25 protein-coding genes are annotated in these 25,825 nt (G+C 44.4%); 13 read left to right on the forward strand and 12 right to left on the reverse strand.

What is annotated here, in order from left to right; genetic code table 11:
- Positions 1-404 precede the first annotated feature (404 nt).
- The 4 genes from AAFP11_RS16590 to AAFP11_RS16605 form a co-directional block, all read right to left on the reverse strand.
- Positions 405-1,652: a glycosyltransferase gene (locus AAFP11_RS16590; protein WP_341738066.1), complete on the reverse strand. Its 1,248-nt coding sequence runs from the start codon at positions 1,650-1,652 to the stop codon at positions 405-407.
- Between the two features lie 725 nt (positions 1,653-2,377).
- Positions 2,378-3,337: a DUF362 domain-containing protein gene (locus AAFP11_RS16595; RefSeq protein WP_341738105.1), complete on the reverse strand. Its 960-nt coding sequence runs from the start codon at positions 3,335-3,337 to the stop codon at positions 2,378-2,380.
- 96 nt (positions 3,338-3,433) lie between these two features.
- Positions 3,434-3,760 carry a hypothetical protein gene (locus tag AAFP11_RS16600; protein WP_341738067.1) on the reverse strand — a complete coding sequence of 109 codons (327 nt, stop codon included), beginning with the start codon at positions 3,758-3,760 and terminating at the stop codon, positions 3,434-3,436.
- A gap of 119 nt (positions 3,761-3,879) precedes the next feature.
- Positions 3,880-5,301: an aspartate ammonia-lyase gene (locus tag AAFP11_RS16605; RefSeq protein WP_341738068.1), complete on the reverse strand. Its 1,422-nt coding sequence runs from the start codon at positions 5,299-5,301 to the stop codon at positions 3,880-3,882.
- 61 nt (positions 5,302-5,362) lie between these two features.
- Between AAFP11_RS16605 and AAFP11_RS16610 the strand changes: the two genes are divergently transcribed.
- The 8 genes from AAFP11_RS16610 to AAFP11_RS16645 all read left to right on the forward strand — a co-directional run bounded on the left by AAFP11_RS16610 (position 5,363) and on the right by AAFP11_RS16645 (position 8,823).
- On the forward strand, positions 5,363-5,764 hold the full coding sequence (locus AAFP11_RS16610; RefSeq protein ID WP_341738069.1) for a hypothetical protein: 402 nt from the start codon (positions 5,363-5,365) through the stop codon (positions 5,762-5,764).
- Entirely contained in the window at positions 5,761-6,399 is a 639-nt protein-coding gene (locus tag AAFP11_RS16615; protein ID WP_341738070.1) for a hypothetical protein, read from the forward strand. The genes AAFP11_RS16610 and AAFP11_RS16615 overlap by 4 nt, the downstream gene beginning before the upstream one ends.
- Positions 6,400-6,468: 69 nt before the next feature.
- Positions 6,469-6,639 carry a hypothetical protein gene (locus tag AAFP11_RS16620; RefSeq protein ID WP_341738071.1) on the forward strand — a complete coding sequence of 57 codons (171 nt, stop codon included), beginning with the start codon at positions 6,469-6,471 and terminating at the stop codon, positions 6,637-6,639.
- 127 nt (positions 6,640-6,766) lie between these two features.
- Complete coding sequence (locus tag AAFP11_RS16625; RefSeq protein ID WP_341738072.1) at positions 6,767-7,042, forward strand: hypothetical protein; 276 nt, start codon at positions 6,767-6,769, stop codon at positions 7,040-7,042.
- Positions 7,043-7,064: 22 nt separating this feature from the next.
- On the forward strand, positions 7,065-7,406 hold the full coding sequence (locus tag AAFP11_RS16630) for a DUF2281 domain-containing protein (protein WP_341738073.1): 342 nt from the start codon (positions 7,065-7,067) through the stop codon (positions 7,404-7,406).
- On the forward strand, positions 7,396-7,752 hold the full coding sequence (locus AAFP11_RS16635) for a type II toxin-antitoxin system PemK/MazF family toxin (protein WP_341738074.1): 357 nt from the start codon (positions 7,396-7,398) through the stop codon (positions 7,750-7,752). The genes AAFP11_RS16630 and AAFP11_RS16635 overlap by 11 nt, the downstream gene beginning before the upstream one ends.
- Positions 7,753-7,981: 229 nt before the next feature.
- A complete protein-coding gene (locus AAFP11_RS16640) occupies positions 7,982-8,431 on the forward strand; it encodes a hypothetical protein (protein ID WP_341738075.1) in 450 nt (149 codons plus the stop codon).
- 107 nt (positions 8,432-8,538) lie between these two features.
- Positions 8,539-8,823, forward strand: a complete 285-nt coding sequence (locus AAFP11_RS16645) for a peptidase (protein ID WP_341738076.1) — start codon at positions 8,539-8,541, stop codon at positions 8,821-8,823.
- Between the two features lie 65 nt (positions 8,824-8,888).
- Here AAFP11_RS16645 and AAFP11_RS16650 read toward each other — a convergent pair whose 3' ends face one another.
- Complete coding sequence (locus AAFP11_RS16650) at positions 8,889-9,347, reverse strand: DUF29 domain-containing protein (protein ID WP_341738077.1); 459 nt, start codon at positions 9,345-9,347, stop codon at positions 8,889-8,891.
- Positions 9,348-9,538: 191 nt separating this feature from the next.
- Here AAFP11_RS16650 and AAFP11_RS16655 point away from each other — a divergent pair, with 191 nt between their 5' ends.
- Positions 9,539-10,771, forward strand: a complete 1,233-nt coding sequence (locus AAFP11_RS16655; protein ID WP_341738078.1) for an iron-containing alcohol dehydrogenase family protein — start codon at positions 9,539-9,541, stop codon at positions 10,769-10,771.
- Positions 10,772-10,954: 183 nt separating this feature from the next.
- Positions 10,955-12,136 (forward strand): aspartate aminotransferase, encoded by a 1,182-nt coding sequence (locus tag AAFP11_RS16660; protein ID WP_341738079.1) that lies wholly within the window; start codon positions 10,955-10,957, stop codon positions 12,134-12,136.
- Between the two features lie 192 nt (positions 12,137-12,328).
- Here AAFP11_RS16660 and AAFP11_RS16665 read toward each other — a convergent pair whose 3' ends face one another.
- Both AAFP11_RS16665 and dapF read right to left on the reverse strand, forming a co-directional pair.
- On the reverse strand, positions 12,329-13,471 hold the full coding sequence (locus AAFP11_RS16665; RefSeq protein WP_341738080.1) for a hypothetical protein: 1,143 nt from the start codon (positions 13,469-13,471) through the stop codon (positions 12,329-12,331).
- A gap of 90 nt (positions 13,472-13,561) precedes the next feature.
- Entirely contained in the window at positions 13,562-14,578 is a 1,017-nt protein-coding gene (gene dapF / locus AAFP11_RS16670; RefSeq protein WP_341738081.1) for a diaminopimelate epimerase, read from the reverse strand.
- Between the two features lie 116 nt (positions 14,579-14,694).
- On the opposite strand from dapF, the gene AAFP11_RS16675 reads away from it, so the two are divergent.
- Entirely contained in the window at positions 14,695-14,907 is a 213-nt protein-coding gene (locus AAFP11_RS16675; RefSeq protein ID WP_341738082.1) for an RNA-binding protein hfq, read from the forward strand.
- Between the two features lie 77 nt (positions 14,908-14,984).
- On the opposite strand, the gene AAFP11_RS16680 is transcribed toward AAFP11_RS16675, so the two are convergent.
- The 5 genes from AAFP11_RS16680 to AAFP11_RS16700 all read right to left on the reverse strand — a co-directional run bounded on the left by AAFP11_RS16680 (position 14,985) and on the right by AAFP11_RS16700 (position 24,061).
- A complete protein-coding gene (locus tag AAFP11_RS16680; protein ID WP_341738083.1) occupies positions 14,985-17,300 on the reverse strand; it encodes a cation:proton antiporter in 2,316 nt (771 codons plus the stop codon).
- Positions 17,301-17,450: 150 nt separating this feature from the next.
- The gene (locus tag AAFP11_RS16685) at positions 17,451-18,509 is read right to left on the reverse strand and encodes an RNA-directed DNA polymerase (protein ID WP_341738084.1); all 1,059 of its coding nucleotides are present in this window, start codon (positions 18,507-18,509) and stop codon (positions 17,451-17,453) included.
- 345 nt (positions 18,510-18,854) lie between these two features.
- Positions 18,855-19,340 (reverse strand): diversity-generating retroelement protein Avd, encoded by a 486-nt coding sequence (gene avd / locus AAFP11_RS16690; RefSeq protein ID WP_341738085.1) that lies wholly within the window; start codon positions 19,338-19,340, stop codon positions 18,855-18,857.
- Between the two features lie 619 nt (positions 19,341-19,959).
- The gene (locus AAFP11_RS16695; RefSeq protein ID WP_341738086.1) at positions 19,960-22,917 is read right to left on the reverse strand and encodes a tetratricopeptide repeat protein; all 2,958 of its coding nucleotides are present in this window, start codon (positions 22,915-22,917) and stop codon (positions 19,960-19,962) included.
- 352 nt (positions 22,918-23,269) lie between these two features.
- Entirely contained in the window at positions 23,270-24,061 is a 792-nt protein-coding gene (locus AAFP11_RS16700) for a hypothetical protein (protein ID WP_341738087.1), read from the reverse strand.
- A gap of 159 nt (positions 24,062-24,220) precedes the next feature.
- Here AAFP11_RS16700 and AAFP11_RS16705 point away from each other — a divergent pair, with 159 nt between their 5' ends.
- Both AAFP11_RS16705 and AAFP11_RS16710 read left to right on the forward strand, forming a co-directional pair.
- Positions 24,221-25,072, forward strand: a complete 852-nt coding sequence (locus AAFP11_RS16705) for a M23 family metallopeptidase (protein ID WP_341738088.1) — start codon at positions 24,221-24,223, stop codon at positions 25,070-25,072.
- A 210-nt stretch (positions 25,073-25,282) separates the two neighbouring features.
- The gene (locus tag AAFP11_RS16710; protein ID WP_341738089.1) at positions 25,283-25,822 is read left to right on the forward strand and encodes a late competence development ComFB family protein; all 540 of its coding nucleotides are present in this window, start codon (positions 25,283-25,285) and stop codon (positions 25,820-25,822) included.
- The last annotated feature ends 3 nt before the right edge of the window (positions 25,823-25,825 follow it).

The following is a 25,825-nucleotide window of genomic DNA, read 5'->3' on the forward strand; positions in this document are numbered from 1 at the left end:
ATAATAACTAATTGGTTTGACTTTTGACTGTAAATTTATCAGGGTGCTTATTAAAGATAATCCATAGACAGCCCTGCTACAGCAGGGAGTTTTTAGCTGAGTTTGGCGATCGCATTATTAGCGATCGGGCGCAATGGTGATGTAATATCAATTCCGGTTGTATCGGAATGATTTAACCACGAAGGCGCAAAGGACGCGAAGGAAGAGAAGAGAGAGTTTAATACAGGATGATGAAGAGAGGATTTGATGTAACCAAAATCAAATCCCATGGAAGTGCAAACAGCAGTAACCTCAAATACCCCCTTTAGATCTTAAGTCGGCTAAAGCAGACTTAATGATAGTAGTAGCGGTTTCAATCGCCACAGGATAAAGGGGGTAATCAGCGTGAATCGCAGAATTGAATATTACGCAAAAATCGGATTTGTCTCTTCAGACAATCGATTTTCCGTAGCTTCTTGAGCCTGCCTTGATTGGGCAATCACCTGCTGCATATGTTCTACGCGAGCTTTAAAAGTCTTCTCAAAAGTATGCTTTTGAGCAAAATGAAGAGACTTGAACGACATAGACTTAATTGCTTCCCGCTGCTGGCTGAGTTGTGCAATTTTCTGGGCCATCACTTTAGGTTGATTCATTGGTACAACCCATCCGGTTTCCGACATTGCAGAAATCCCCTCGAATGCTTCGTTAGCATAGCCCACAATCGGCACTCCACAAGACATAGTTTCTATGTAAGTACAGGAAGGATCGCCCTGACGGTGACAGCAAACAAACAAATCAATATTCTTCTTTACAAAGGGGAAAAACTCAGTTTTAAAGTCTGGTACGCCAAGCATTTTCACCACGTTCTGAAGTTGATTAGCTGCGATGGTCTTGTGCATCGTCTTTTCTAAATCACCTGAACCGCTGATGAACAGTTCAAAGTTAACTTTCATTTGCTTGAGTTCTTGAGCAACCAAAAGTAAATGATCGGCTCCTTTCATTTTAACCAGGCGACCTGAAAACAACAAACGTAAAGGCTGAGCTTGCGAGCTGTTTGCAGTGCGTTTTTCAATTTCTGCCTCTGTGGCTAACATATCCTCGCTAATCCGGGTGTCAAAGAAAAACAGTGGATTGCGATTGATATGCTTGTAGGCTTCGTAGGTAGGAGTGCCGTTGCATTGCAATCCATCTGCCATGACGATCGCCTTGCACTGCTTTTTTTCCTGATTGTATTCCCACAGCAGTTTCCGCAGGCGCATAATCGGATTACTTGTAGTTACACTCGCAATTTGGTTGCGCGTTTTCAAAGTGTATTCAGAAACATAAATACACGGCACTCCCGCTAACTTACAGACTTGAGCAATATGGTTCTGTCGGTATCCGGGCACTGCTAATACTACAGAGCTGTGGTGTTTTTTCAGTAAAGCTGGCGTAATCAGATCGAAAGAAATCACCTCTAAATTAAAAGGTAGTTCATTAATCTTGAATACTTTTTGATCGATATTGCCGTTCTCGAATTGGGATTCTTCCATCATCACAGTAATGGAACCATCCCAATAATTATTTAATTCAACGATCGCTTCTATTAGTTTACGGGTGAGTAAAACCTTACCATCGGGCAATAGTTTTGCTTGTAGAGGTTGTAAGATTGTCAGGTTGTTGTTAGTAGGCATCTGCTAGATATTCCTTTGTGGTGGTGATTTTTTATTGTCGATCTAGTAATGAATCCTTGGTGGAATTGAAAAAAACATCCATACCCATAAAATATATCAACCGAATTTAGGTTTCCATCCCTGATACGAGAAGGGTTTCTGAAACTGTTTCAGAGCTTTGTAATACCGACAGATGGATAAAGCAACTGGATTAAACTTTGTACATTTAATAACAGCCATCTTTCCGATCAAATACGGGTCTATTACCCCTCGAAGGCTAGGCGGTTGAAACCGCTAACATACCAGCTTTCGCTCGAATTCTATTGACTAATAAATAAAGGGGTTATTCAAGCCGGATTTAGTTGATATGTGGGGATTATCATGCAAGATCAGTACAATTGTCAATATACTTTTTCGAGCTTTACTGAGTCTTTATAATTTATCTCTCAATTATAAAGATTTAGTGCAACTTCCCACTAACTCTAGTTCCAATTGACCGCAATTAGAAGTATTTATACCTAGATATTATCTCCCATTGCTGCCAGGTGGCAAAACACCACGACTCATTCACGAAGTCTCGATACAGTGATACAAATAGTTTAAACCATAGGATTTAGAACTGGCTTATTAAAGCTTAACATAAAATATATTTTATTTTCTAACATATGCGTCATATTTCTTCACAATTAACAGGGCGAAGCACAAGGCATAACAACAGAAAATTTTACCGATTCCTTTTCCGAGAGCTAATCGGAAGCCTTGATGTTGAACCTTTCTTTGATAAACCTGATATAAAGGTGTTTGAACGCCGACTTGACCACACGAGGCATACCAAAGTCGATCGGCATCATATTTTCCGGCAACTTCCAATCCCACACCTTGAGACTTTCCGGCTGCAACAGCGGAAAATCAATAGCCTCTAAATTCGAGCAAAGCCCCAACTTCATCGCCGCCACCACAGTCGGAACACTAGCGGGATTAGCATTAATAATTTCAACAATTGTTCTATCCAAAGCAAACACATCACTTGATGCGCCCAAAATTCCCAAAAACTTAGGTTCGCCGCCACTGGGCCCGTTACCTTCGTGACCAATAATCCCATCGAGAATAGTCAAATTTGGGTTAATCGTGCGTGCAGTTTCTACCAGCATTTCACCAAATCTAGCACTATCTTTACCAGCTTCCATGTGCCACCAAGCCTTCATTTTACCAGGAACACAGCCGAACAAGTTTTTCACACCCATGGTGACGGTTAATTGGACGTGAGATTTCAATTTGGGCAAATTAATTACCACATCTGCTTCCATGGCTTCCTTGCACAGCCGGAGATGATTGAAGTCATCGTTGACAGTTTCGTAACGTTTTCCCTGAAATTCTACTACTGGCAAATTCAGTTCTTCTAGCAGTGGCAAATAGCCGTTGGCTTTGGCAACACCCATAGCACTCCCAAAGGCTGGGCTGTCACCTAAAAACGGTTTTCCACCCGCTTCTATTACCATTTTTGCCACACAATAGACCAATTCTGGACGGGTGACGCATTCTTTGGTGGGGCGAGAACCTGTGAGGAGATTGGGTTTGAGTAGAACACGATCGCCACCTTTGACAAAAGCTGACATTCCCCCCAAGGGTGCTATCAAGCTTTCTAAGGATTTTTGCAAGATTTGGCGATCGTAGGAATTAGCTCTAATTAAACTAACTTTAGGCATGATTTTATGGGTTATTTGTTGTTTGTTCATGGTTATTGGTTATTTGCTGCGCCCTGAGCGTAGCAAGTAACCAATAACCAATAACCAATAACTAAATTATATATCCATTGGTAATCTGCCAGCAGCTCCACGCTGCATTGTCGTAACTCGCTGGGAGTTAGGGAATATTCCTTGACCTTGAAGTTCTGGAATCGCGGGTTTTATTTCCACTTTCACCACTCTGGATGTACAGATAAAAACGGTTTGATCGTTTAAATGAAAAGTCAACCAAGGTTGGCTTAATAAATTCATTACTTCCTCTTGAAAATCTCGTGCAGGCATAGAAATTGTAAACGTTTCTGCCTGACCTTCCACATAATAAAAGGTAACTTGCGTTGTATTCTCTCTATCAGGGACTAACTTACTAAAAGAACCTGCGCGCATAAATGTTGCTCCGAAACTTGACACTATCCAAGAATAACTTAAGGTGGGATATCTGCTGTTAGACCCCCGACTTATTAAAAAAGTTGGGGATCTGAGTATTCTGTTTTTTTAAGTTGAGCTTACTTAGCAGAAGAGGTGGGCATCGCACTCATTTTCTCTAAGTCTAGAACTTTTGCCAAGTCTTCTGCACTCATTAAACCGCGTTCTAGCACAATTTGCCGCAAAGATTTGCCAGTTTCTAGGGATTCTTTGGCAACAGCCGCCGCGTTGAGATAACCGATGTGGGTGTTGAGGGCGGTAACGAGGGCGAGACTACCTTCAGCATAAGCGAGACATCGATCGCCCTTAGCTTCAATTTTTGCCAGACATTTGGTGCTCAGGGCACTAATCGTATTGCCCAAAATTTCGATGCTGTGAATCAGATTGTAGGCGATCAGGGGCATCATCACGTTCAACTCCAATTGTCCCGCTTGGGCACAAAGGGCGATCGCACTATCATAACCCATGACTTGAAAACAAACCATCGAAGTCATTTCCGCCATCACAGGATTGTATTTTCCCGGCATAATTGACGAACCAGGCTGCACCGGAGGCAGTTGAATTTCTTTCAAACCCGTTTTCGGTCCGGAGTCCATCAAACGCAAGTCATGGGACATTTTAACGCAATCTTGAGCCAGATTTCGCAGCGAACCAGACACATTTACAAACGGCGACATACTCTGCATAGCCGCCATTAAATGTGTCGCTGGTTTCAGAGGTTTATCAATTAATGTCGAGAGAATTTCAGCAACTTTTTGACAATATTCAGGATGAGTATTTAAGCCAGTACCCACCGCACTGCCACCCAATCCCAAGGATGTCAAATCCGCCGATGCAGTTTGAATTCTCAAGGTATGTTCTCTGAGAATTTGAGCCCAAGCGCGGAAGGTTTCACCGAGTCGCACAGGCACTGCATCTTGCATATGAGTGCGGCCTGATTTTACAATATCTTGAAATTCTGTGGCTTTGCTTTCTAGAGCGGCTACGGCCTTCAACAAAGCCGGCAACAAAGTTTTTTCCAGCGCCAACAATCCGCCAATCCGAATCGCCGTCGGAATCACATCATTGGTCGATTGTCCATAGTTTACATGATCGTTAGGACTAACACGCTTGTAGTTGCCTTTTTCATCACCCATAATTTCCAAAGCGCGATTAGAAAGAACTTCATTAACATTCATGTGGTGAGAAGTTCCGGCCCCAGCTTGATAGACATCAACTACAAATTGATCCCGCAATTTACCAGCTAGGATTTCGTCGGCTGCTTGGACAATAGCTTGACTGATATCTTGCGGAATGCAGCCGAGTTCACCATTGGCGATCGCCGTAGCTTTCTTAATTAAAACACAAGCATCAACATAAGTCGATAAAGGCTTAATCCCGCTAATCGGGAAATTTTCGATAGCGCGCAGAGTTTGGATGCCATAATAGACATTTGATGGGATTTGTTTGTCTCCCATCGAGTCGCTTTCAGTGCGGTAGGTTGCAGTTGGCTGTTCAGTCATTCGATTTTAGATTTTAGATTTTAGATTTTAGATTATCGCACGTTTAGAGGTAATTTTATTGATGGGTGAGGTTGAGAGAGAGGAGTTAATCGCCCAACTGCGGGCCACTGGAGTTAAGCATAACCCAGATGACATTCTGCGGATTGCCAGATTGCCGGATAGTAAAATTGTTTTTTTGGAGATTGGTAATGATGGTTCTGGGTGGCAACACATTCGGAAGCAACACGCAGAAAATTTTGCAGGAAGGGGAATCCCTGAAGATAAAATTATTGATGCTGTTATCGCTGCTGTCATCAACGGTAGGATTTTAGGCAATCAAGGCAGAAGTCGAACAGTTTATGAAATTGAGTTGAATGGTGCGATACAATATATTTCTGTGGAAGTAGCAAGCAATGGCTATATTGTTGGCGCTAATCCCACCAGGCAAAATTTAATCCGTCGGTTTACTCAGGAGAGATCATGATGTTGCAAAGAATTAAGTTAATGCCTGATTATAGTTGTTATCCCTTGTGGGATAGAGATGATGGTGGTGATATTGAACCCTGGGAATTACCGCTGAGTGAGGCAACAATTGAACGGTTACTCAATTGGCAAAAGATTTATGATGGAATTATTGACTGGGATGATCCGGCTTCGGCTGGTTTTGCGAGTGCACAGGAAGAGATAGCTTTTGAAAGAGAAGGTATTAGTTTATGGAAACAACTTCAGAAGGAATTGGGGGATGAGTACGAAATTGTTTATTTTAGTCAATTGCTGCAAGGGGTTATAAATCCCTATAAATCGCGGTTATGCAATTATTTATATGCCCTTCGGCGAACGTCAGAATTGCCACTATTTATCCAAAAATGGAGGCGCAATTTGGCAGAGAATGAAATTTCGGGAAAGCAATTTATTGCTCATATAACGGTTCCTGTTACTAGAGGCAAAAGCATTGAAGCTCAAGGAAAAAGCAGAAGTGTTGATAAAGTTAAATTCAAGGACTCGCTCTATTTCTATCCAGCAAGCGATAACCACCAACACATTGTGCGTGCTAATCCCAAACGTAGAAAGTTAAGCCGTGATTTAGCCACGATAGAGCGCGATCAAAAAAAAGATTGAGTTGGTTACATTCTTCCACCCAACCTACAAGCTGCTACACTATTAACAACCACATCCTCACCCACATCTATGCTCGCAAAAGCAATCCTCGCCATCGCGCCCTACATATTGGAAGTGCTCTCACCCATCGCCCGAAATATCGGCTACAAACTAGGAGAAGCCTTCGGCAATAACTCTCAAAAGTACCGAGATATCCTGATTCCCTCTCCCAATAATTCATCGGATTCGACTGAGATATAGCAGTCCTAAATGAGTCGTAAAGTTTTTACCCCACCCCAACCCTCCCCTTATTAAGGGGAGGGAGTAAGAAATTCACAAATGATTTAGGATTGCTATAGAGCGAGCAAAACAGCGTTATTCTCAAGAAATGCTGGAATACGCGAAAGCGAAAAATGTCACAGATAACGAATTGTTAAAGCTGACCATAGCACAAACGGCACGTCGCATTGAGTTGCAGGAACAGGAACAGCAAGATAGACTGAATCTCTCAGCCTTGCAGCGGGATTTGATGCGGGAATTGCAAGCAAAGGATATTCAGGTAAAGCTGACTGAAATTCAAACAATTTGGGATAAAGATACTTGGTTTTCTAAGTTGAATCGAGAGGAAACTAAGCAAATTTTACTTCAGCAGCAACACCGATAAACGCTTAGGGAAAGTAATTGAAATGGCAGAAACAATTAATTTTGAGCAAGCAGTGTTAGAGAATCTGCGACAGTTGCCAACGGAAAAACAACAAGAAGTGCTCGACTTTGCACAATTCCTCGTGCAAAAAGCGGAACAGAAAAAGCAGTTACCCAGCGAAAGTTCTGAGTCTAACAGTTCGTCAGCAACCGCACCTACTCTCAAGCTATCACTTAGAGAAATTGCTAGCCTGCCGATCGCAGAACGCCATAAAATACTAGCACCATTTATACCTGCCACAGCCGAAGATTTTTTGACATATCCTGAATTAACCGAGTTTTCTGTACTCGATGGCGAAGACTGGGAGACTGAGTATGACTGCTAACCCAAAACGAGGAGAGGTTTGGGTGGTACAACTCGATCCAACCCGAGGGCAAGAAATTCAAAAAACACGTCCTGCGGTTGTGATTAGTTCGGAAATGTTTAGTTCTATTCCCATACGGATTATAATTCCTGTGGCTACATGGCAACCTAAATTTCAAAATCGCCCCTTCATGATTCTGATTCAGCGAACTGAAGAAAACTGTTTAGACGCAGACTCAGGAGGCAATGTTTTGCAAGTTCGGAGTGCAACTACTGAGCGATTTGTCAGATGTATCGGAAAAGTTTCTGAAACGGTTGTGAAAGAATTAGTAATAGGCTTAATTATCTGTGTTGATTATCGTCCATAAAATCGGGAATGTCGCTCCCTGAATTAGCTTTATGAGTCTCAAGAATACACAATAGGGTAGTCACTAGGTTGGGTTTGACTGGGTTCAACCCAAACTATCAAACTTACCAAACTATCAACCCACTTCCAACTTCAAAATCGACCATCCCGCAAGATTTTGATTTATTCCCACCGATCGCATTTCTTTGTGACACAATAGATTCTAGTATCCATCTATGTGAGGATTTTTCATGGCTCGTTTCAATCAAATCATTGTCCTGAGCGCGATCGGCCTTCTAACTTTGGCTGGTTGCGAAAGCGGTAAGGAAGCTTCCACTCCCCAAAGCTCACCGTCAGCCGTTCCTGCTGCTACTGCTGTAAATGCTGGCACTGCTGATAAAACTGAGAAAGCAGCATCCCAGGGAAACTATGCAGAGTTGAGTCGTGTAGTTTCCAACACCAAAGCAGCAGTTGAAACTGGCAACTTTGCGAAAGCCAAGACAGAATTTAGTAAATTCGAGGATGCCTGGAAGAAGGTTGAAGACGGCATCAAGGCTAAAGCCCCCAAAAGCTACGATGCAGTGGAAGATATGGCAGAAAAATTGACGAGTGAACTCAAAAAGTCTCAGCCCAATAAAGACAAGGTGATGGCAGAATTACAGTCTTTGGATAAGACTATTAGTAGCATTCCCAAGTCCTAAAATTCCCTACTGATTGCTTGTTTCTAGTTATAAGTTTACAGTATCCAGAAACAAGCACTCCACCCTAGACCTTACATAACTTCAATTTACTGATATCTTTAATCCTTATGAAGAAAGCATTTCGCAAGTATCACCGTATTCTAGGTATTATTATTGCTTTGCCACTGACGATGACTGTGGTGACGGGAATGTTAGCAAGCATGGTTAAAGAGTGGCCGATAGATACAGGAATTTCAGCCAGATTTTTATTGAAAATCCATACAGGTGAAATCTTGAATTTGCAAGCAATTTACCCCGTTTTAAACGGGTTGGGAATGATTGGTTTGCTAGTGACTGGTTTAAGTATGTCCGGTTTGTTTAGGAAAAGAAAACAGCCGATTTCCAATGATTAAAAATACAGAATACCTATATGCCACCCTTGAATAATTCGGGGATATAAAATCAGATGTTTTTACTTTTAATCTGAGCCATCGCCATCAGGTAAAGTATATTCATCCTCAAAAACTTCAGACCAAGAAAGGGATGTTAAGTGACATTTAACTTTCCTCATTTCGGTTTCAGCCTCTTTTACGGCTGCTTGAAAACATTTATCCCAAATAGATTCCACAGCATCACGATTCAAACTCGGGACTTCTTCCTGAATATCTTCTATTTCCCGGCGCGCCGTGAGAATACTGATAGCCCAGCTAGAAGTTGGTTTTTGAGGTTGACATTTCCATTTAATAATGTGAAGCATTAAACGGATTAATTGGCTTTTTAATGCACGTTTTTCACTTCTTACCATTGCTTCAATTAAAGATTCTAAACCTGCCGTGGCTTCCATAGATTTTCCTTCTTTGAGAAGTGTCTGGACTGTGACAGCAGTTTGATAATGAGAACACACTGCTAACCAGTCCCAATCTTGTTTAGTCAGCATTGCCTTATCCTTTAAATTGCCTATATTTCTATATTTATCATACCGATCGCCCCTCAAATCCCCTTTCCCATCTTCCAACCCCGCACAATACTTAACAAAAACTTGAGAAAACCACGACCGTTGCCAAAGCCTTGTTAGAGTTATCCTATAAGTCCACTAATTCCACAACTCGTCACTACGCTCCCAGCTCAATGACTCAAACCTCTACCTCAACCAAAACCGACACATCACTATTATCCTTGACAATTGCCCCCGCTTGTGTATTGCGGGGTCAAAATGCCCTAGCCCGATCGCGTGAGGCGATCGCCCGTCTCGGAAAACGCCCCCTCATCGTCGGCGGTAGCAACTCCCTAGCCACCGCCAAACCTTTCCTGCAACCAATCCTCCAAGGCGCTGGGGCAGGCGGGGCACGGGCGGACACAGGGGCACGGGCGGGCACGGGGGCACGGGCGGACACGGGGGCACGGGCGGGCACGGGGGCACCGCCCCTACAGTTTGCTGAAATAGCCTACGGTACAGATTGCAGCGAAATGAGTTTGGCAAACCTCCGTGAAGCAGCCGCCACCCATGAAGCTGATTTCATCATCGGGGTTGGTGGCGGCAAGGCCTTAGATGCAGCCAAACTCCTAGCCTATCAGTGCCAAATCCCGATCGCCACAATTCCCACCTCCGCAGCCACCTGCGCCGCTTGGACAGCCCTTTCTAACATCTATTCAGAACAAGGTGCCTTCCAATACGATGTTACATTAGCCAGATGTCCAGATTTACTGATACTAGACTACGACTTGATTCAAACCGCCCCCCAGCGGACATTAGTAGCAGGAATCGGAGATGCGATCGCCAAATGGTACGAAGCCTCAGTCAGCAGCGGACACTCCGAACAAACCATGATCGTTTCGGCAGTTCAACAAGCTAGAATATTGCGAGATATCCTATTTCAAAAATCGGCGATCGCCCTCCAAGAACCCGGTAGCGAAACCTGGCAAGAAGTGACAGATGCCGTTGTATTATTAGCAGGAGTAATTGGCGGCATAGGGGGTGCTCAATGTCGCACCGTCGCCGCCCACGCCGTCCACAACGGCCTAACTCATCTATTAGCAAGTCACGGAACATTGCACGGCGAAAAAGTTGCCTACGGTATTTTAGTCCAACTGCGACTAGAAGAAATGCTGCAAAACAATCAACTGGCGGCCACAGCCAGACAGCAACTGTTAAAATTCTACGGCGAGATTGGATTACCCCAAACTTTAGACAGTCTAGGACTTGGAGACATTAGCCTAACAGAATTGCAGCGCTCCGCCGAAATAGCTTGCAATCCCAACTCCGACATCCACAGACTACCGTTCAAAGTAGTTCCCGAACAATTAATGGCAGCGATGGTTTCTACCACCGCACCTGTGGGAGAATTAAAAGTCAAGAATTAACAGCCTTCAAAAGTCAAGACTTTAGTCCTCGATCGAGTAAACCTTTGAGGACTAAAGTCCTCACTACCAACCCAGAAAAATGACAAGGGTTAGTAGTCAGGATTATAGTCCTCGATCGACTAAACTTTTAAATAGTACAGTTTTGACCAAAAACAACTAACACTAACAACTGATAACAAACTAATGACCTTGGATTGGATTAGCCCTGCTGACAGGTTGCAAACACTGCCACCCTATGTATTTGCCCGTCTCGACGAACTCAAAGCCCGTGCCCGCGAACAAGGACTAGACTTAATAGACTTGGGAATGGGAAACCCAGACGGTGCGACTCCCCAGCCAGTAGTAGATGCCGCCGTCGCAGCCATCCAAAATCCAGCAAATCATGGCTATCCACCCTTTGAAGGAACAACAAGTTTTCGCCGTACCATTACCAAATGGTACAGCCGCCGCTACAACGTTGAATTAGACCCAGAAAGCGAAGCATTACCTTTATTGGGTTCCAAAGAAGGTTTAGCGCACTTTGCGATGACTTACATCAATCCAGGAGATGTAATATTAGTACCAAGTCCTGCTTATCCCGTATTATTTCGCGGCCCGATTATCGCCGGCGCAAAAGTTCACAACATTATCCTCAAACCAGAAAACGACTGGGTAATTGACTTAGCCGACATTCCCGACAGCGTAGCGCAACAAGCCAAAATACTCTACTTCAATTATCCCAGTAATCCGACTGGGGCGACTGCACCCCGCGAATTTTTTAAAGATGTTGTGGCTTTCGCGCACAAGCATCAAATCTTGTTAGTTCATGACTTGTGTTATGCCGAATTAGCCTTTGACGGCTATCAACCCACAAGTTTATTAGAAATTCCCGGCGGCAAAGAAATCGGTGTCGAATTTCACACGATGTCAAAAACCTACAATATGGCTGGATGGAGAGTCGGTTTTGTAGTAGGAAATAGCAAGATTATCCAAGGTTTGCGGACATTAAAAACTAACCTAGATTACGGTATATTCTCCGCATTGCAAACCGCCGCAGAAACCGCACTGCAATTGCCCGATAGTTACTTGCAAGAAGTGCAGAATCGTTATAGCATTCGCCGAGATTATATGGTGGCAGGATTGGCAGAATTGGGGTGGAATATTCCTAAACCTTTGGCTGCAATGTATCTTTGGGTTCCTTGTACTCGCGGCATGAGTTCCACGGATTTTGCCCTGAATGTTTTGCAGCAAACTGGTGTTGTAGTAACTCCTGGCAATGCTTTTGGACCTGGTGGGGAAGGATATGTCAGAGTTAGTTTGATTGCCGATTGCGATCGCCTGGGAGAAGCCCTGCGTCGCATGAAAGAAGCAAACATTCGATATTAGTTATTAGTTATTGGTTATTGGTTATTAGTGATAATGCCCAATTTCTTCCCCCTAGGGGGGGCAGGGGGGGGTTCCCTAATGCCCAATGTTCTCCCCCCTAGGGGGGGGCAGGGGGGGGTTCCCTAATGCCCAATTTCTTCCCCCCTAGGGGGGGGCAGGGGGGGTTCTCTAATGACCAATAACTAATAACTATTAGCTTTTAATTTCTGCAACCACCCAATCAAAAATTTCGATAACTTGGTTGAGGTCTGATTCATCTTGTAAAGTAAACAAAGCCAGACTAGGCGATCGCACCTCACCAGGTTCTGTAGGTAGCGACAGCCCAATCGAACTAAACTTATTCCTCAGTTCCAGCCACTTTTCCTCCCGATTAAACGGCCGCTGCGAACCGTAATTGTGAGCCGAAATCTCCATTTTTCCAGCAATATTAACCGTAAACAACTGATAGGGTTTTTTTGCTTTTAGATGTAAGTGAGCCGCAAAACCTCCATAGGTGTCCCCCGTACCCCACTGAATATCCATTTCCGGTGCTTGATTTTTCACCCAAACATAAATTTCTTTGGCCATTTGCGCCTCTTCTGCGCCCCGTCTAGCCTTCAGTTCTGCAAAAAATGACGATTCATCCCAGCGTCTTCTTTCCCGCGTTGCACTCGATTTTTTCTGCTGTGCTTCTGCTGTCTGACCGATGATTCTCGGAACCAAAGTTCTGAGACCATCTTCACTTACATATTGCTTAATTTCCAGGGCAAAAACTTCAACCGGGTCCATTTGTTCGTTGAGAAATTCCACCACCCGGCGCATTTCAGAAGAAATCTCCTCAGCTACAAAAACCAAACGGATTTTACCAGCTTGTAAATTAGTTTTCACCTTCTGCCAAAACCGATCTTCATTTGCATCCGCACCGAGAAATTCCTCAAAAATCTGTTCTGGATCGCGACCCCGATCGCGACAATTAGCTTCAAAAAAAGCAATGATTGAATCTATGGGCCAATAAACTACGGCATTAGCAGCATAGTCGATCGACTGACCTAAAACTTGTTGGCGGAGAGCAGCATTAGGAGTGCGCCTGACATCCACCAAAGTAGGCACTGCATTTTGGTCGATAAACAAATGATCCAGAGACCACTGCACGGCTGTTTCCTCATCACTCGGCACTGAAACTTCCCGCGAAATCAACAACCACTTACGCGCTGTAGCCCGATCTATTTGGTCTCCAGCAATCAGATTAGGATAAGTTACAAGCAAGTCTTGTAACTGATCTTCTGAATCATAGGGCTGTTCCATCATTTCCAGCAGCCTGTCGTCATCCTGAATCAGATAAATACCTCCAGCCATGCACGCTCACCTAATTAATTTTACAATTGAGATTTTTGAACAAACAGTTAACAGTTAACTATCCACGGTTAACCGTCAACTGTTAACAGACTATTGACTAATCAAGCCCGTAAATACTCGCTGTGCCGGCCCAGTCATATAAATCCGTCCTGAGACTTCTGACCATTCGATTTGCAACACGCCGCCAGGGAGTTCAACAGAAGTGGTTCGATCGCACTTACCAGTCAATACCCCAGCCACCACAGCAGCACAAGCACCAGTTCCACAAGCTAGAGTAACACCTGCGCCTCTTTCCCACACCCGCATTTTTACATAATCGGAATGTATCACTTGAATAAATTCCGTATTTGTACGCTGTGGGAATGCTGAGTGGTGTTCAAATTGAGGGCCCACAGTTTCCAAACTAACAGCCGAAACATCCTCCACAAAAGTAATGCAATGAGGATTACCCATGCTGACACAAGTAACAGACCAAGATCGATCTGCCACCGCGATCGACACATCTATCACTTTGGCATCCGGTGCCGCCAAACTTGTCGGAATTTCCGCAGCCAGCAGCCGAGGAACTCCCATATCCACCTTAACCTGACCGTCCGATCGCAATTCCGGGCTAATCACACCCGCCAGAGTGTGGATGCGGTACTGCGTCTTAGATTCACTCCCCCCTTGACTAAGACCAGATTGAGATTCACTCCCCCCTTTACTAAGACGAGATTGAGATTCACTCCCCCCCTGACTAAGACGAGATTGAGATGCACTCCCCCCCTGACTAAGACCAGATTGAGATTCACTCCCCCCCTTACTAAGGGGGGGTTGGGGGGGGTAAATTTCCACTCCTTCCAAATCGGCGATAAACTTAGCCAAACAGCGAATCCCATTACCACACATTTCAGGTTCCGAACCATCGGAGTTAAAAATCCGCATCGTATAGTCAGTGCCATTTTGCCCAGGGAGAGCAAAGATCACACCATCTGCACCGATCCCGAAATGTCGATCGCACAATACCACAGCTTGTTCTGGTGTCACCACAGGTTCTGAGGACTGGCGATTGTCAATCAGAATAAAATCATTGCCCAGTCCATGATACTTCGCAAACTCGATCGGCATAAAACCCCTTTTGGTTAAAACTGATTACTTGATAGACTTCTAAAGTCATTAGTCATTCGTCCTTTGACTAATAACTAATGACTAATGACTAATGACCAAATAACCCATTTCCTAGTATGTCTGAATTTGAGACCGGATTGCCCAGCGTTCGCCTAATACAAAGCTACATCAAAGACAAACAACAGATAGAACTAAAACTCGTGACCAACGACGTGCTAGTGGGTAAAATTTTTTGGCAAGACAATAACTGTATTTGCGTCCTTGATGACTCAGAAAAACAAATTCTGGTTTCGCGACAAGCCATTGCTTATATCAAAACCAGCGATTAGGGCATGGGGCATGGGGCATAATTTCTGCCAACTGCCCACTGCCAACCACCAACTGCCCACTGCCCACTGCCCACTGACTAATCACTAAACAGCTTTTCGCTAACTTGAGCGGTGACAAAAGGCAGTTTGACCACAGGTGGCTGAATCAGAGGTGCAGCAGTTCGCTGCATCAAGCCGATTTCGTAGAAGCCTCCGCACAACAACAAACGATCGCCCTCTTGCAAATCCGTACTGCCATCGGGCCAGCGACTAAATTTCCCTTCCCGTCGGATGGCGCGTACCTCCACCCCATACTGAGTCAGCAACTCCACCTCAGAGAGTTTTTTGCCCACCCAAGGACTGTTTGCTGGCAATCTCAGCCACTGACAAGAACTATCCCCCTGGGGCACAGCAGCTTCGCCCTTCGCCAGCAACTCAAAACTCACAAGTTCTTCCGGTTCTCCGACTACCAAAAGGCGATCGCCAGACTCCAAAGCAGTCTTACCATTAGGATAGTCAATTTCTTCCCCATCTTGACGGACGATCGCCATCACACTGACCCCTGTCAACTGCCGCAAATTAGTTTCCTCCAGAGTCATGCTAGCGATAGGAGAACCTTCCGGGAGGTTGTACCAACCACTGTTCATATCCCGAACCGCCACTTGCAAATCCCGCGAAATAGCAGCATTTCCCCGTGAAGGTCGGAATTCCAGATAGCGACTGCTGCGAATTTGCTGGACTTCCCGGCCAATAGCAATACCTGACAAACCAATACCAGCCAACAAATGCGAAGAAAGCTCCAAACTAGCCTCAAACTCCGGCTGCACAACTTCCCAAGCCCCAAGTTGATAAAGCAATTCGATATCTTTATCTTTGTTGGCTCGCACCACAATATCTAAATCAGGCACTAATTCTAAAGCACGTTTGAGACACAAACGAGTGCTCATCGGATCGGGAAGCGTCACCGCCATTGCTTTTGCCCGTTCCACCCCCGCAGCTTCCAATACGTGCAAGCTAGCAGCATTACCATAAATATAAGGAATTCCCTGGAGTCTACACTCTTGAATTCTACTTTCCGACTCATCAATTACCACCACCGAACAGTTGCGACTTTGCAGCATTTTGACTAAATTCCTACCAACTCGCCCGTAGCCACAAATCACAATATGATTTTGTTCCGGCAAACTTTCAGCTATTTCCACAGGTTGAGATGTTTCATCAAAATAGCGCCGCAAAGGCCCGAAGTTTTCCGCCCACTTCAATAACTGTGGGACACTTCTCAATACAAATGGTGTCAGTACCAGGGTAACTGCTGTCGTTCCCAAAATTAATAGATAAACATTTCGCGAAACCAGTCCCAATGCTTGGCCGGAACTGGCGAGAACAAAGGAGAATTCTCCAATTTGAGCTAAGCCCAAACCTGCGATTAATGCTGTTTTTAGTGGATAGCCAAACAATCGGACGATCGGCGTTATAATCAAGAACTTGCCGACAAATACTAAAAATACCAGTCCCAGGATTAATTCTAGATGGTTCCAGAGAAAAAACGGGTCGATTAACATTCCAATGGTGACAAAAAATAGGGATGCAAATATATCTCGCAAAGGCTCCACATAAGTTAGAGTTTGGTCAGCATATTCCACCTCCGAAATCATTAAACCTGCTACAAATGCTCCCATCTCGATCGAGAAACCCAAATATTCAGTCAGCAGCGCAATCCCCAAAGCCAAAACCACAACTCCCAGCAAAAACAGTTCCCGACTCTCTGTTCTAGCCAAATAGCGCAGCAAGCGAGGAATCACCCAAATGCCCGCAACTACAGCCCCCGCAGCAAATAAACTAATTCGCAGCAGCGCAAAGGCGATCGTGATCCCAATGGTTTCTATGGGCTGGTTGAGGGCGGGCAAAACTGCTAGCATTAGTCCCAATGCTAAATCTTGAACTACCAATATTCCCAGCATTACTTGACCGTGGGAAGTACCAGCTTCATTGCGTTCCATCAAGCACTTCAGTACCACTGCTGTGGAGGAGAGTGACAGAATTGCCCCCAGAAACACGCCTTGGGCTGGTGATTCTACCCAGCCTACAGCTAAAGAGGTGAAAGTAGTAATTGCGATGGTGAGGACAATTTGTAAAGTCCCACCGCCGAGACTAATTGCTTTAACTTTCTGTAGTTCGGCGAAGGAAAATTCAACTCCCAGCGCAAACAACAAAAAAGCAACGCCGAATTCAGCCAAAGTCTCTACCTGAATTAATTCTTTAATCAGCCCTAAACCAGCAGGCCCCACTACCATCCCTCCGAGGAGATAGCCCAGAATTACCGGCTGTCGCAAAAGCGATGCGAACAATCCTCCTGCTGCGGCAGCAGCGAGAACTAGAACTAAGTCAACGATCAGTCGGAAGTCTTCTTGCACAACTTATATGAAAAAAGTGTAAAGTTATATTATAGTTTGGTAATTGGGAATTGGTAATTAGTAATTGGGAATTGGGAATTGGGAATTGGGAATTGGGAATTAGTCCTCGTGCGAAAATTCAGGAACTGGTTTTTTTTCCAAATATTTGCTTCAAACCTTATTTTTGATCCCACAAATCGACATTGTTTGTCTCAAATTCCAAGTGTCGCCATGTTGCAAATGCGCCACCCAACTTTGAAGCGATCGAGCAAATTGTACTAACTCTATTTCACCATTCGCGTACTCTCTTTGCAAGCGCCTCAACCGACGACGGCCCCTACGCAAACTTTCTTGTCTCACACGGATAGTGTCGGGAAACACCCGAAACCCCACAAAAGTTGCTCCCTGCTTTGTCTCAAATAACTGACTTTTAATCGGATGAATTTTCACCCGTAACTTAACCAAATATTCCTCTACTGCCAATCTAGCATCTTGCAGTAGCAAACGGTCATCACTAAACAAGGCAAAATCATCCACATAACGGACATATTTAGAAATTTTTAGCTGTTCGAGAACAAAATGGTCAAAACCATTGAGATAAACACTCGCAAAAAACTGACTCGACAAATTGCCGATTGGTAAACCCCTACGTCTCGACAGCGGCGATAGTAAATCATCTCCTGGGAAATATTCTACCACAGATTGCTGCGGGTTGCTATTATCGATAACTGTATCAATCAACCATAATGTATCGGCACATTTAATTTTGTTTCTTACCAATAACTTTAAAATTTCATGGTCAATACTGGGAAAATATTTTTTGATATCGCACTGGAAAACATAAGAACTAGAACGGGCAAAATCTGTGAATTTCCTTAAAGCGCGGTGAGTCCCAAAACCGATGCGATTTGCATAGGAATTGTGGATGAAAGTGTGTTCAAAAATCGGGACTACTATATTACACAAAGCGTGGTGAACCACTCTATCTCGATAAGGCGCTGCCGATATCATCCGCCGCTTTGGTTCGACAATTTCAAAGGTTTTATAAGGGCCTGGTCGATAAGTTTTTGATTCTAGTTCTTCTTTCAGTTTAAACAGTTCTCGTTCTAGGTTATAATTGAAAGCAAGGACATTAGGGCGAAATTTTTTTCCTTGCTGTGCTAGCTTTGCTGCTGACAGCAAGTTGCCAAAATCTACAATTTTTTGCCAAAGATTACCGTAACGCTTCATGGCTTTATATCAATTGCTTTAATGTTTGCTGCAAATGCTAGATCCCCCCTAGCCCCCCTTAATAAGGGGGGGACAAGAATATACTCAAAGTCCTCCTTAAAAACGAGATTTAGGGGTTCTTCTCAAAGTCCCCCTTTTTAAGGGGGATTTAGGGGGATCTAAGATTTGTGGCATTTTTTTAAGAGGGATTTAGGGGTTCTTCTCAAAGTCCCCCTTTTTAAGGGGGATTTAGGGGGATCTAAGATTTGTGGCATTTTTTTAAGAGGGATTTAGGGGTTCTTCTCAAAGTCCCCCTTTTTAAGGGGGATTTAGGGGGATCTAAAATTTGTACCATTATTTTTAATGTTATTTCTTTTGTCGCTGCTGTTTAATCCAACCGCCTAGTTCCGCGCCGATTTCATTGAATAATTTTCCTACATATTCATAACGTTCTGTTGACATAACATTAAAATCTACTAGCAATCTGGTTTGATGGCGCAAGATATCTAGCTTAGCATTTAAGGTGGTCAGTAAAGATAGTTTCTCCGAGGCATAACGGGCGATAATTAAACCTTCTAAGAAATCGTACATTCCCTCAATAATTCTGTTACCTAGCGTAAACTTGTAATCTTTTGGCAGTCGGTTTAAAATGGGAACATACCATTTAATCAAGTCATAGGTTTTTTGAATAATTGGCAATTCATTCATTAAAATCTTAACCCGCGAAGGCGGGTTTCGTCTGTGTAGACGCGGTTTCAACCGCCGAGTATTGTAATTGTAAATCGGGAAACTGTTCGGAATTCCTACCAAGCTCCCCGATTCGGTTTTATATTCGGATAAAATTGCTTTCATCACGGGAACAGGTCTGGACTCTTCTTACACGCCTAACAAATTCCCATCTGCTAGTTCTGATAGCGAAGAGTGCTCGCCGGGAAAACTAGGACGAGGAAGAAATCGAAGCAACCGCTACGCGAAAACCCCTGTTCCTCCACCTGTTGTCCGCCGAGTTGTAGTTACGATTGGCACTACGGCAATTGACCGCATTGTCGTTCCAAGAACCACCACGCTGCACTCGGAAGTGCCTATCCCTTCTCCACTCTCTCGCTTCCACGAGAAAAATGGATACGTTCTAATAATCTCAAATAAATCGCTACTTAAGTCGAATGTAAGAAAAGTTTACGCAAGTGACTGTCGCGGTGCTACAAATTTGTAGGGTGCGTCGCTGTGAGATTTTAGATGAAATTGGCAGACTTGAGATGGCGACGCACCTAAGTGACTGTCTGTTGCGGTGCGTCGCTGTGAGATTGTCGATTTGATTTGTAGATTGTTGCGGGCGACGCACCCTACTACTTGATGTCACCCCCATTTTCCAAAAAAATTTAAAGGGCGCTGACGCGCCTAAAAGGGTAAAGAGGAAAGAGGGAAAAGGGAAAAAGGGCTAGAGAGTAGAGAAGAGTCCTCGCCGGGAAAACTAGGACGAGGAAGAAATCGAAGCAACCGCTACGCGAAAACCCCTGTCCCTCCACCTGTCGCCCGCCGAGTAGTAGCTACGATTGGCACTACGGCAATTGACCGCATTGCCGTACCAAGAACCACCACGCTGCACCCGGTTATTATCTGTTCCAGTTTCCCAGGAACTTCCGTCAGTCGGTGCGCCACTATAATTACCATGCCATTTATCGCTGCACCATTCCCAAACATTCCCGTGCATATCGTATAAACCAAAGGAATTAGGCGGAAAACTCCCCACATCCGTTGTTTGTTCGCGGTAAAGTCCCTTCGGCGCAGAACCGTAGGGATTATTGCCATCATAATTAACTAAATCCGGCGTAATCGTGTCACCAAAATAGAAAGGTGTTGTAGTTCCGGCGCGACAAGCATATTCCCATTCCGCTTCCGCAGGTAAACGATAAGTCTTCCCTGTGTTTTCAGAAAGTTTTTGGCAGAATTTCACAGCCTCATCCCAAATTACTTGTTCTACAGGACGTTTCGCACCTTTGAAACGAGATGGGTTGTTTCCCATCACCGCTTCCCACTGTGCTTGAGTAATCGGATATTTGCCTAGATAAAAAGGTTGTACAGTTACTGGATGCACTGGTTGTTCCGAACTACTTTCAGATGAACCCATCTGGAAGCTACCACCGGGAATATAAACCATTTCCAAATTTACCCCATTGCCCAAATCTGCAACTTTCTGATAAGATTTCCCCGGTTTGCGGCTAACTTCTTGCCCTCGATTATTAACAGTAACAATCTCGAACTGAAATTCTTTCCCCTTAGATTCTTCTTCAGCGCGACGTTGCTGTTCTGCTTCTAATTTCCGCTGACGTTCTTGTTCAGCCTGAAGCTGCTGTTTCTCTACTTCTTGTTGCCGCAACCATTTTTTCTCATCCCAAACACCTTGAGCCACATCGCGATTGTGCGCTACACTCGACAAATTTGGATTGAGATTTAAGGCTTGATTGTAATCAGAAATTGCCTGCTCGTATTCTCTCAACTTGTAATAAGCATTACCTCGATTGTTCCAAGTATCAGCATTGTTGGGGTCCAGCCGTAAATATTGAGTGTAATCTTCAATCGCCGCCCGATACTGCTCCAACTTAGCATAGGCCAATCCCCGATTGAAATTAGCCTTAGCAAAATTAGGATTCAGTTGCAGCACTTGATTGAAATCCACAATTGCCGCTGCATAGTTTTCCTGTTTGCAGCGCCCAATCGCTCGGTTGTAACAAGATTCAATCACGCTAAATTGGCGAGTTTTGCCCACAGCCACCAAACAGCTATTCAGTTTTCCAGCATATTTCAAATCATCAATTGTCAAAGCCACATCGAGGGCATCCAAAATTTCCTTGTTTGTTTCCGGTACCGACAAACCGCGTAATTTTAGCCAAGCTTTCACCGACTCAAAAATTTGTGTCGCCGCCCAACGCTTATCCGGCAAATTCAGCAAACCTTCAGCTAAATCTAACTTCAGTTCAGGAATCCATGCCGATTCAGATTCGCCAATAATATTATACAACATTTCGTAGAAATTAATCGCTATTTCTACTAATTGTTCCTGTTCCTCCTTGGGCATATCTTGCAACAAATCAGGGAGTAACTGAGGCAATAGAGGCCGCTGCCGCACGTCTGAGGAGACGTGAATCAAAAAGTATTCATCGGCCAGCAATCCAGCAATCAAACAGTGACAAACACCGATAAATTGCTGAAATCTTTCATAATCTTTTTTGTGAATGCTGTAGGGACGCGGGCTGTCGGTGGGGTCAATTCCCATTGCTTCGCACATCCGTTCATTGTCAATAATTTCGAGGTTGTGCAAGAAACTATTAACAGCTTCATTACCTAAAACTTTATCAAATTTTTCAGCGCTATTACCCTGAGCAATGTAGGCTTGTCGCTGAGCTTGCCACTGCAATGCCCTGTCTTTAGCAAAATCAAAAAGTACCTCGCGCCAAGGTAGCATGGGAATCGGTGATTTGTAACGATAAGTTGCCCAATTCAAACCCCAATAACCAAAGTTGAGGTTGAAAATATCGCCTTCCGCAACGGATTCTAAAATTAATGTCGGCTCGGTTTTTAAGCCGTTAAACATGGTTTTTGTGGCTGCTTGGCTGTGAAAAAACTTGCTTGTCCAAGCACCAGATAAAAATTCGATTGGTCTTCCTTGGGCGGAATATTTTTCAAAGAATTGTTGCAGGTAAATTCCCAGAAATTTTTCCATATCTGGAAAGCCTTTGGCGGCATCATTCCCATCGCCGGAACGGTCGAATTGTAGGCTGGGAGGCGAGAGGAAAACTCGCAGGGGAATCGGGTTTTGAGCGGGATTGGAGTTGACTATATCTTGGGCGATTAACCAGATGGGAGAGTTGTTTTGTCTTTTCTGTTCTTGAATAGCTTCGATGCTACTTTGTCGGTCATAAATTCGGAGTTCGCGGGCGAGTTGAGCGTCGAGGTTTTTGAGGTGTAGTTGCAGTTCTTTTTGCTGTTCGATGCACCATTTTTGGAGTTCGCCTCTAAATATTTCTAGTTGGATTTGGTGTTCGCGATTGAGTTTGCCTTCGTTGGCTTGAAAGTCGCGGTTGATTTTTGCAAGTTGTTCTTGCATTTGACGGTTTAGCATTCCTTCTTGGGTTTGGGATTCGCGGTTTAGTCTTGCTAGTTCTGATTGTAAGGAGCGGTTGAGATTACCTTCTTCGGCTTGAAAAGTGAGGTTGGCTTGTCGTTGAAATTCTTGTAGTACGAGTTCTTTTTGGCGGAGTTCTTGCCTGCTTGCTTCGATTTCTTTGTTGGCTTGGATTGTTCTGCCTGTGTTCTCGATGTGGGTTTCGGAAATGCGGTCTGTGTTATATACTGCGGGCATGAATGCGGCTTTAGCGAAATCGCCAACTTGGGCTAGCCATCCTTTTTTTCCTGGTAGTGCTTTTGTCATTTGTTTGTTCCTTTGGGTAGGTGAATGGGGTTAAAGAAACCGGGTTTTTTCGAGATTTGGGGTTTGAGTCGTAGATTTTGCGAAAAACCCGGTTTCTGGAGATTAGGGTAGGGTTGAAGAAACCGGGTTTTTTTGAGATTTACGGTTTTCTCCATAGATTTTGCGAAAAACCCGGTTTCTGGAGATTCGGCAGAGCCTCTAGATATGGATTCCCAGGCAGAGCCTGGGAACCAGTTAACCAGTTACCAGTTAGCCAGTTAGAAAGGACTTAAGTCCTTACTACAAAAGATATTGTTCCGATTCCAATTGTTGAAATATTTTGTAACTACCGCAAACTACTTGAATACAAAGATTAGTAAGTGCCGCCGCGAACTGCAAATAGCATATGGGCTGCACCTTCTAAATCGGTATCGGCTCTACCGACTTCTTTGCCATTTTCTCGATAAATGTGTCCTGATTCTACTCGTCCTACGGATGTGTCATCGGCCCACCGACAAATGTGTCCGTTTTTACTAAGATATCCGATATGTTCGCTGGCTGAGTTGTAGAAATCTCGCCCGTGTACGTGACCTACTATTTGTGTGGTTCCGTCGAGTTTGTGTAGGTGCACGTCGCCGCTGCGGTCTATGTGAATGAATGGGCCGTCTCCTGAATTAGAATAGGAGGAATTGACGACATGGGGCGCTGCATTTGTGTGGGTGTCGTGATGATTTGTTGCTGATGCAAATCCGGTTTCGGAATTGTGCTGGTGAGTGTCTGTGGGGTGAATGTCGTGGCTGTGAGTCCAGTCGCTTTGGTGATTTTGCTGGTGGAAATTGTGCGAAGTATCAGTCCAATCGCTGGGAGTTGCTGATATTCCGCTTGCGAATCCGTGTTCTGGATTTTGCCACTGATTATCTGCGTGGTGAATATCGTTGCTGTGAGTCCAGTCGCTTTGGGGATATTGCTGGTGGATATTGTGGCAATTATCTGTCCAATTGTTGTGGGTGATGTCTGATGTTGCTGGGTGGTTGAGGTTGTGGAGTTGGCTGCTGTCGTGTAAGTTGTTGTGAGAATGTTCGATGTTGTTTGGTTGATGGGTATCAAGGCCGAGGGATTGCATGAAATCGTCTAACGGGGAGTTGTTGTCAGAGGTGTGATTCATGGGTTTGGGGAATATTGGGTGATTTTCTCTATTTTGCCAAATTATTTTGTACTTTAATGAGTAGTAAATTTTTTACCCTACCCCAACCATCCCCTGATTAAGGTCCGGGAGTAAGAAATTCACAAATGATCCGAGGATTACTATATGTTGAGAAGAATTATGAAAAGAGCGAGTTTGAGTGGCCCAATTGTTGCTAGCATTCTGAGTTTTGTCTTGCCGGTGCAAGCTTTGCAGGTTCAGGTGAGTCCGCCAAATCCCGAATTAGGAGACACTTTGTCAGTCTTGATTCAGGTAGATGGTAGCCCTGGGGAAACTCCAACGGTTTCTCTACAGCAGAAAAACTACCCAGCTTTTCCGATGGGGAATAACCGCTTTCGGGCTCTGCTACCGACGACGCCACTAGAAAAAGCTGGTGCGCGCCAAATCAAAGTCACTGGTGACGGAAAGGTGCAAAACTTGAGCGTGCAAGTGCGCGATCGCAATTTTCCGACTCAATCTATCACGCTACCACCAGGGAAAGACAGTGAAGGTACTGATGCCGAATTCGATCGCGTAGATGCCTTTAAAGCACTGGTGACAACTCAAAAGTTTTGGAATGGCCCTCTGTTGCGCCCCAATGCTGGCGAAATTACTACTGTTTACGGGGTGCGCCGATACTATAATGGGGTGTTTGCCCAGGATTACTACCATCGTGGTGTTGATTATGCTGGTGCTTATGGTTCTCCTGTCATCGCACCGGCTGCTGGTCGGGTTTCTCTGGTAGGACGCGAATCTCAAGGGTTCAAAATCCATGGCAATGTAGTTGGTATTGACCACGGTCAAGGGTTGGCCAGTATTTTGATGCACCTGAGTCGCATTGATGTCCAGGAAGGCGATTTCGTGAAGCCTGGTCAAGTAATTGGCGCTTTGGGTTCCACGGGGGCTTCCACAGGTCCTCACCTGCACTGGGGACTGTATGTAAACGGGCAGTCGATCGATCCGGTACCTTGGCGACTTCAGGGAATTGAGTAATAATTTTTCCAGACTTTGATGAATTTACCAGTCATTATGGGGTAAGTTTGTGGCTGGGGCGTGCCGATCGCACTTGTAAGTTAAGTTATAAGTGTTAAGTTAGAATTTTTAGAAAAATTCTCAACGACCGGCTCCAAATTCCAATCTCCAGACGCAGTAATCGCGTCTTCACAAAACTTTATTGATGATGCCGTTGAGCGGGAAGCATATATGAGTATTGAAAAAATTGTTGAACAAGCTTTGCAGGATGGCTATTTAACGCCGTCTATGGAAGCTGAAGTAGGACGAATTTGCAATACGGCTTCCGAATTGTCGATCGAAGAGTATATGGCTCTCGATCGTTTGATGGGAGCTTTATTAACTGGGGAAGTTGTGGTTCTTCCTCGCAAACAGTTCATCAATGTGATGGAAGAGTTGGTGCTTAGTGATGCGATCGCCAGGGTTGCTGAAATTGAGGCCAGTAGCGACCAGACTCTTGATGTGGGAGATATTGCGGCTTATGCTTTAAATAGATTGCCGCCTCTTTATGCTACGACTGAAGAAGGAGCTCACTTTCAAAGGGCTAGGGCTAAAGAGCAACTTCATGAATTGATTTCCAAAGAAGTCAACGCAGCGATCGCCCGTAACTTGGACAGACCAGAACCTGTCAACCCGACAGCTTTTGCTAAGCAGTCTTCTGGAAATGAAGTTATCTCCAGCTTAAGCAATTTGTTGCAGGCGAATGCTACTAATTTTGAGCAACAACCTTAGCTA

Source organism: Microcoleus sp. CAWBG640 (assembly GCF_020883015.1).
Lineage (GTDB): Bacteria > Cyanobacteriota > Cyanobacteriia > Cyanobacteriales > Microcoleaceae > Microcoleus > Microcoleus anatoxicus.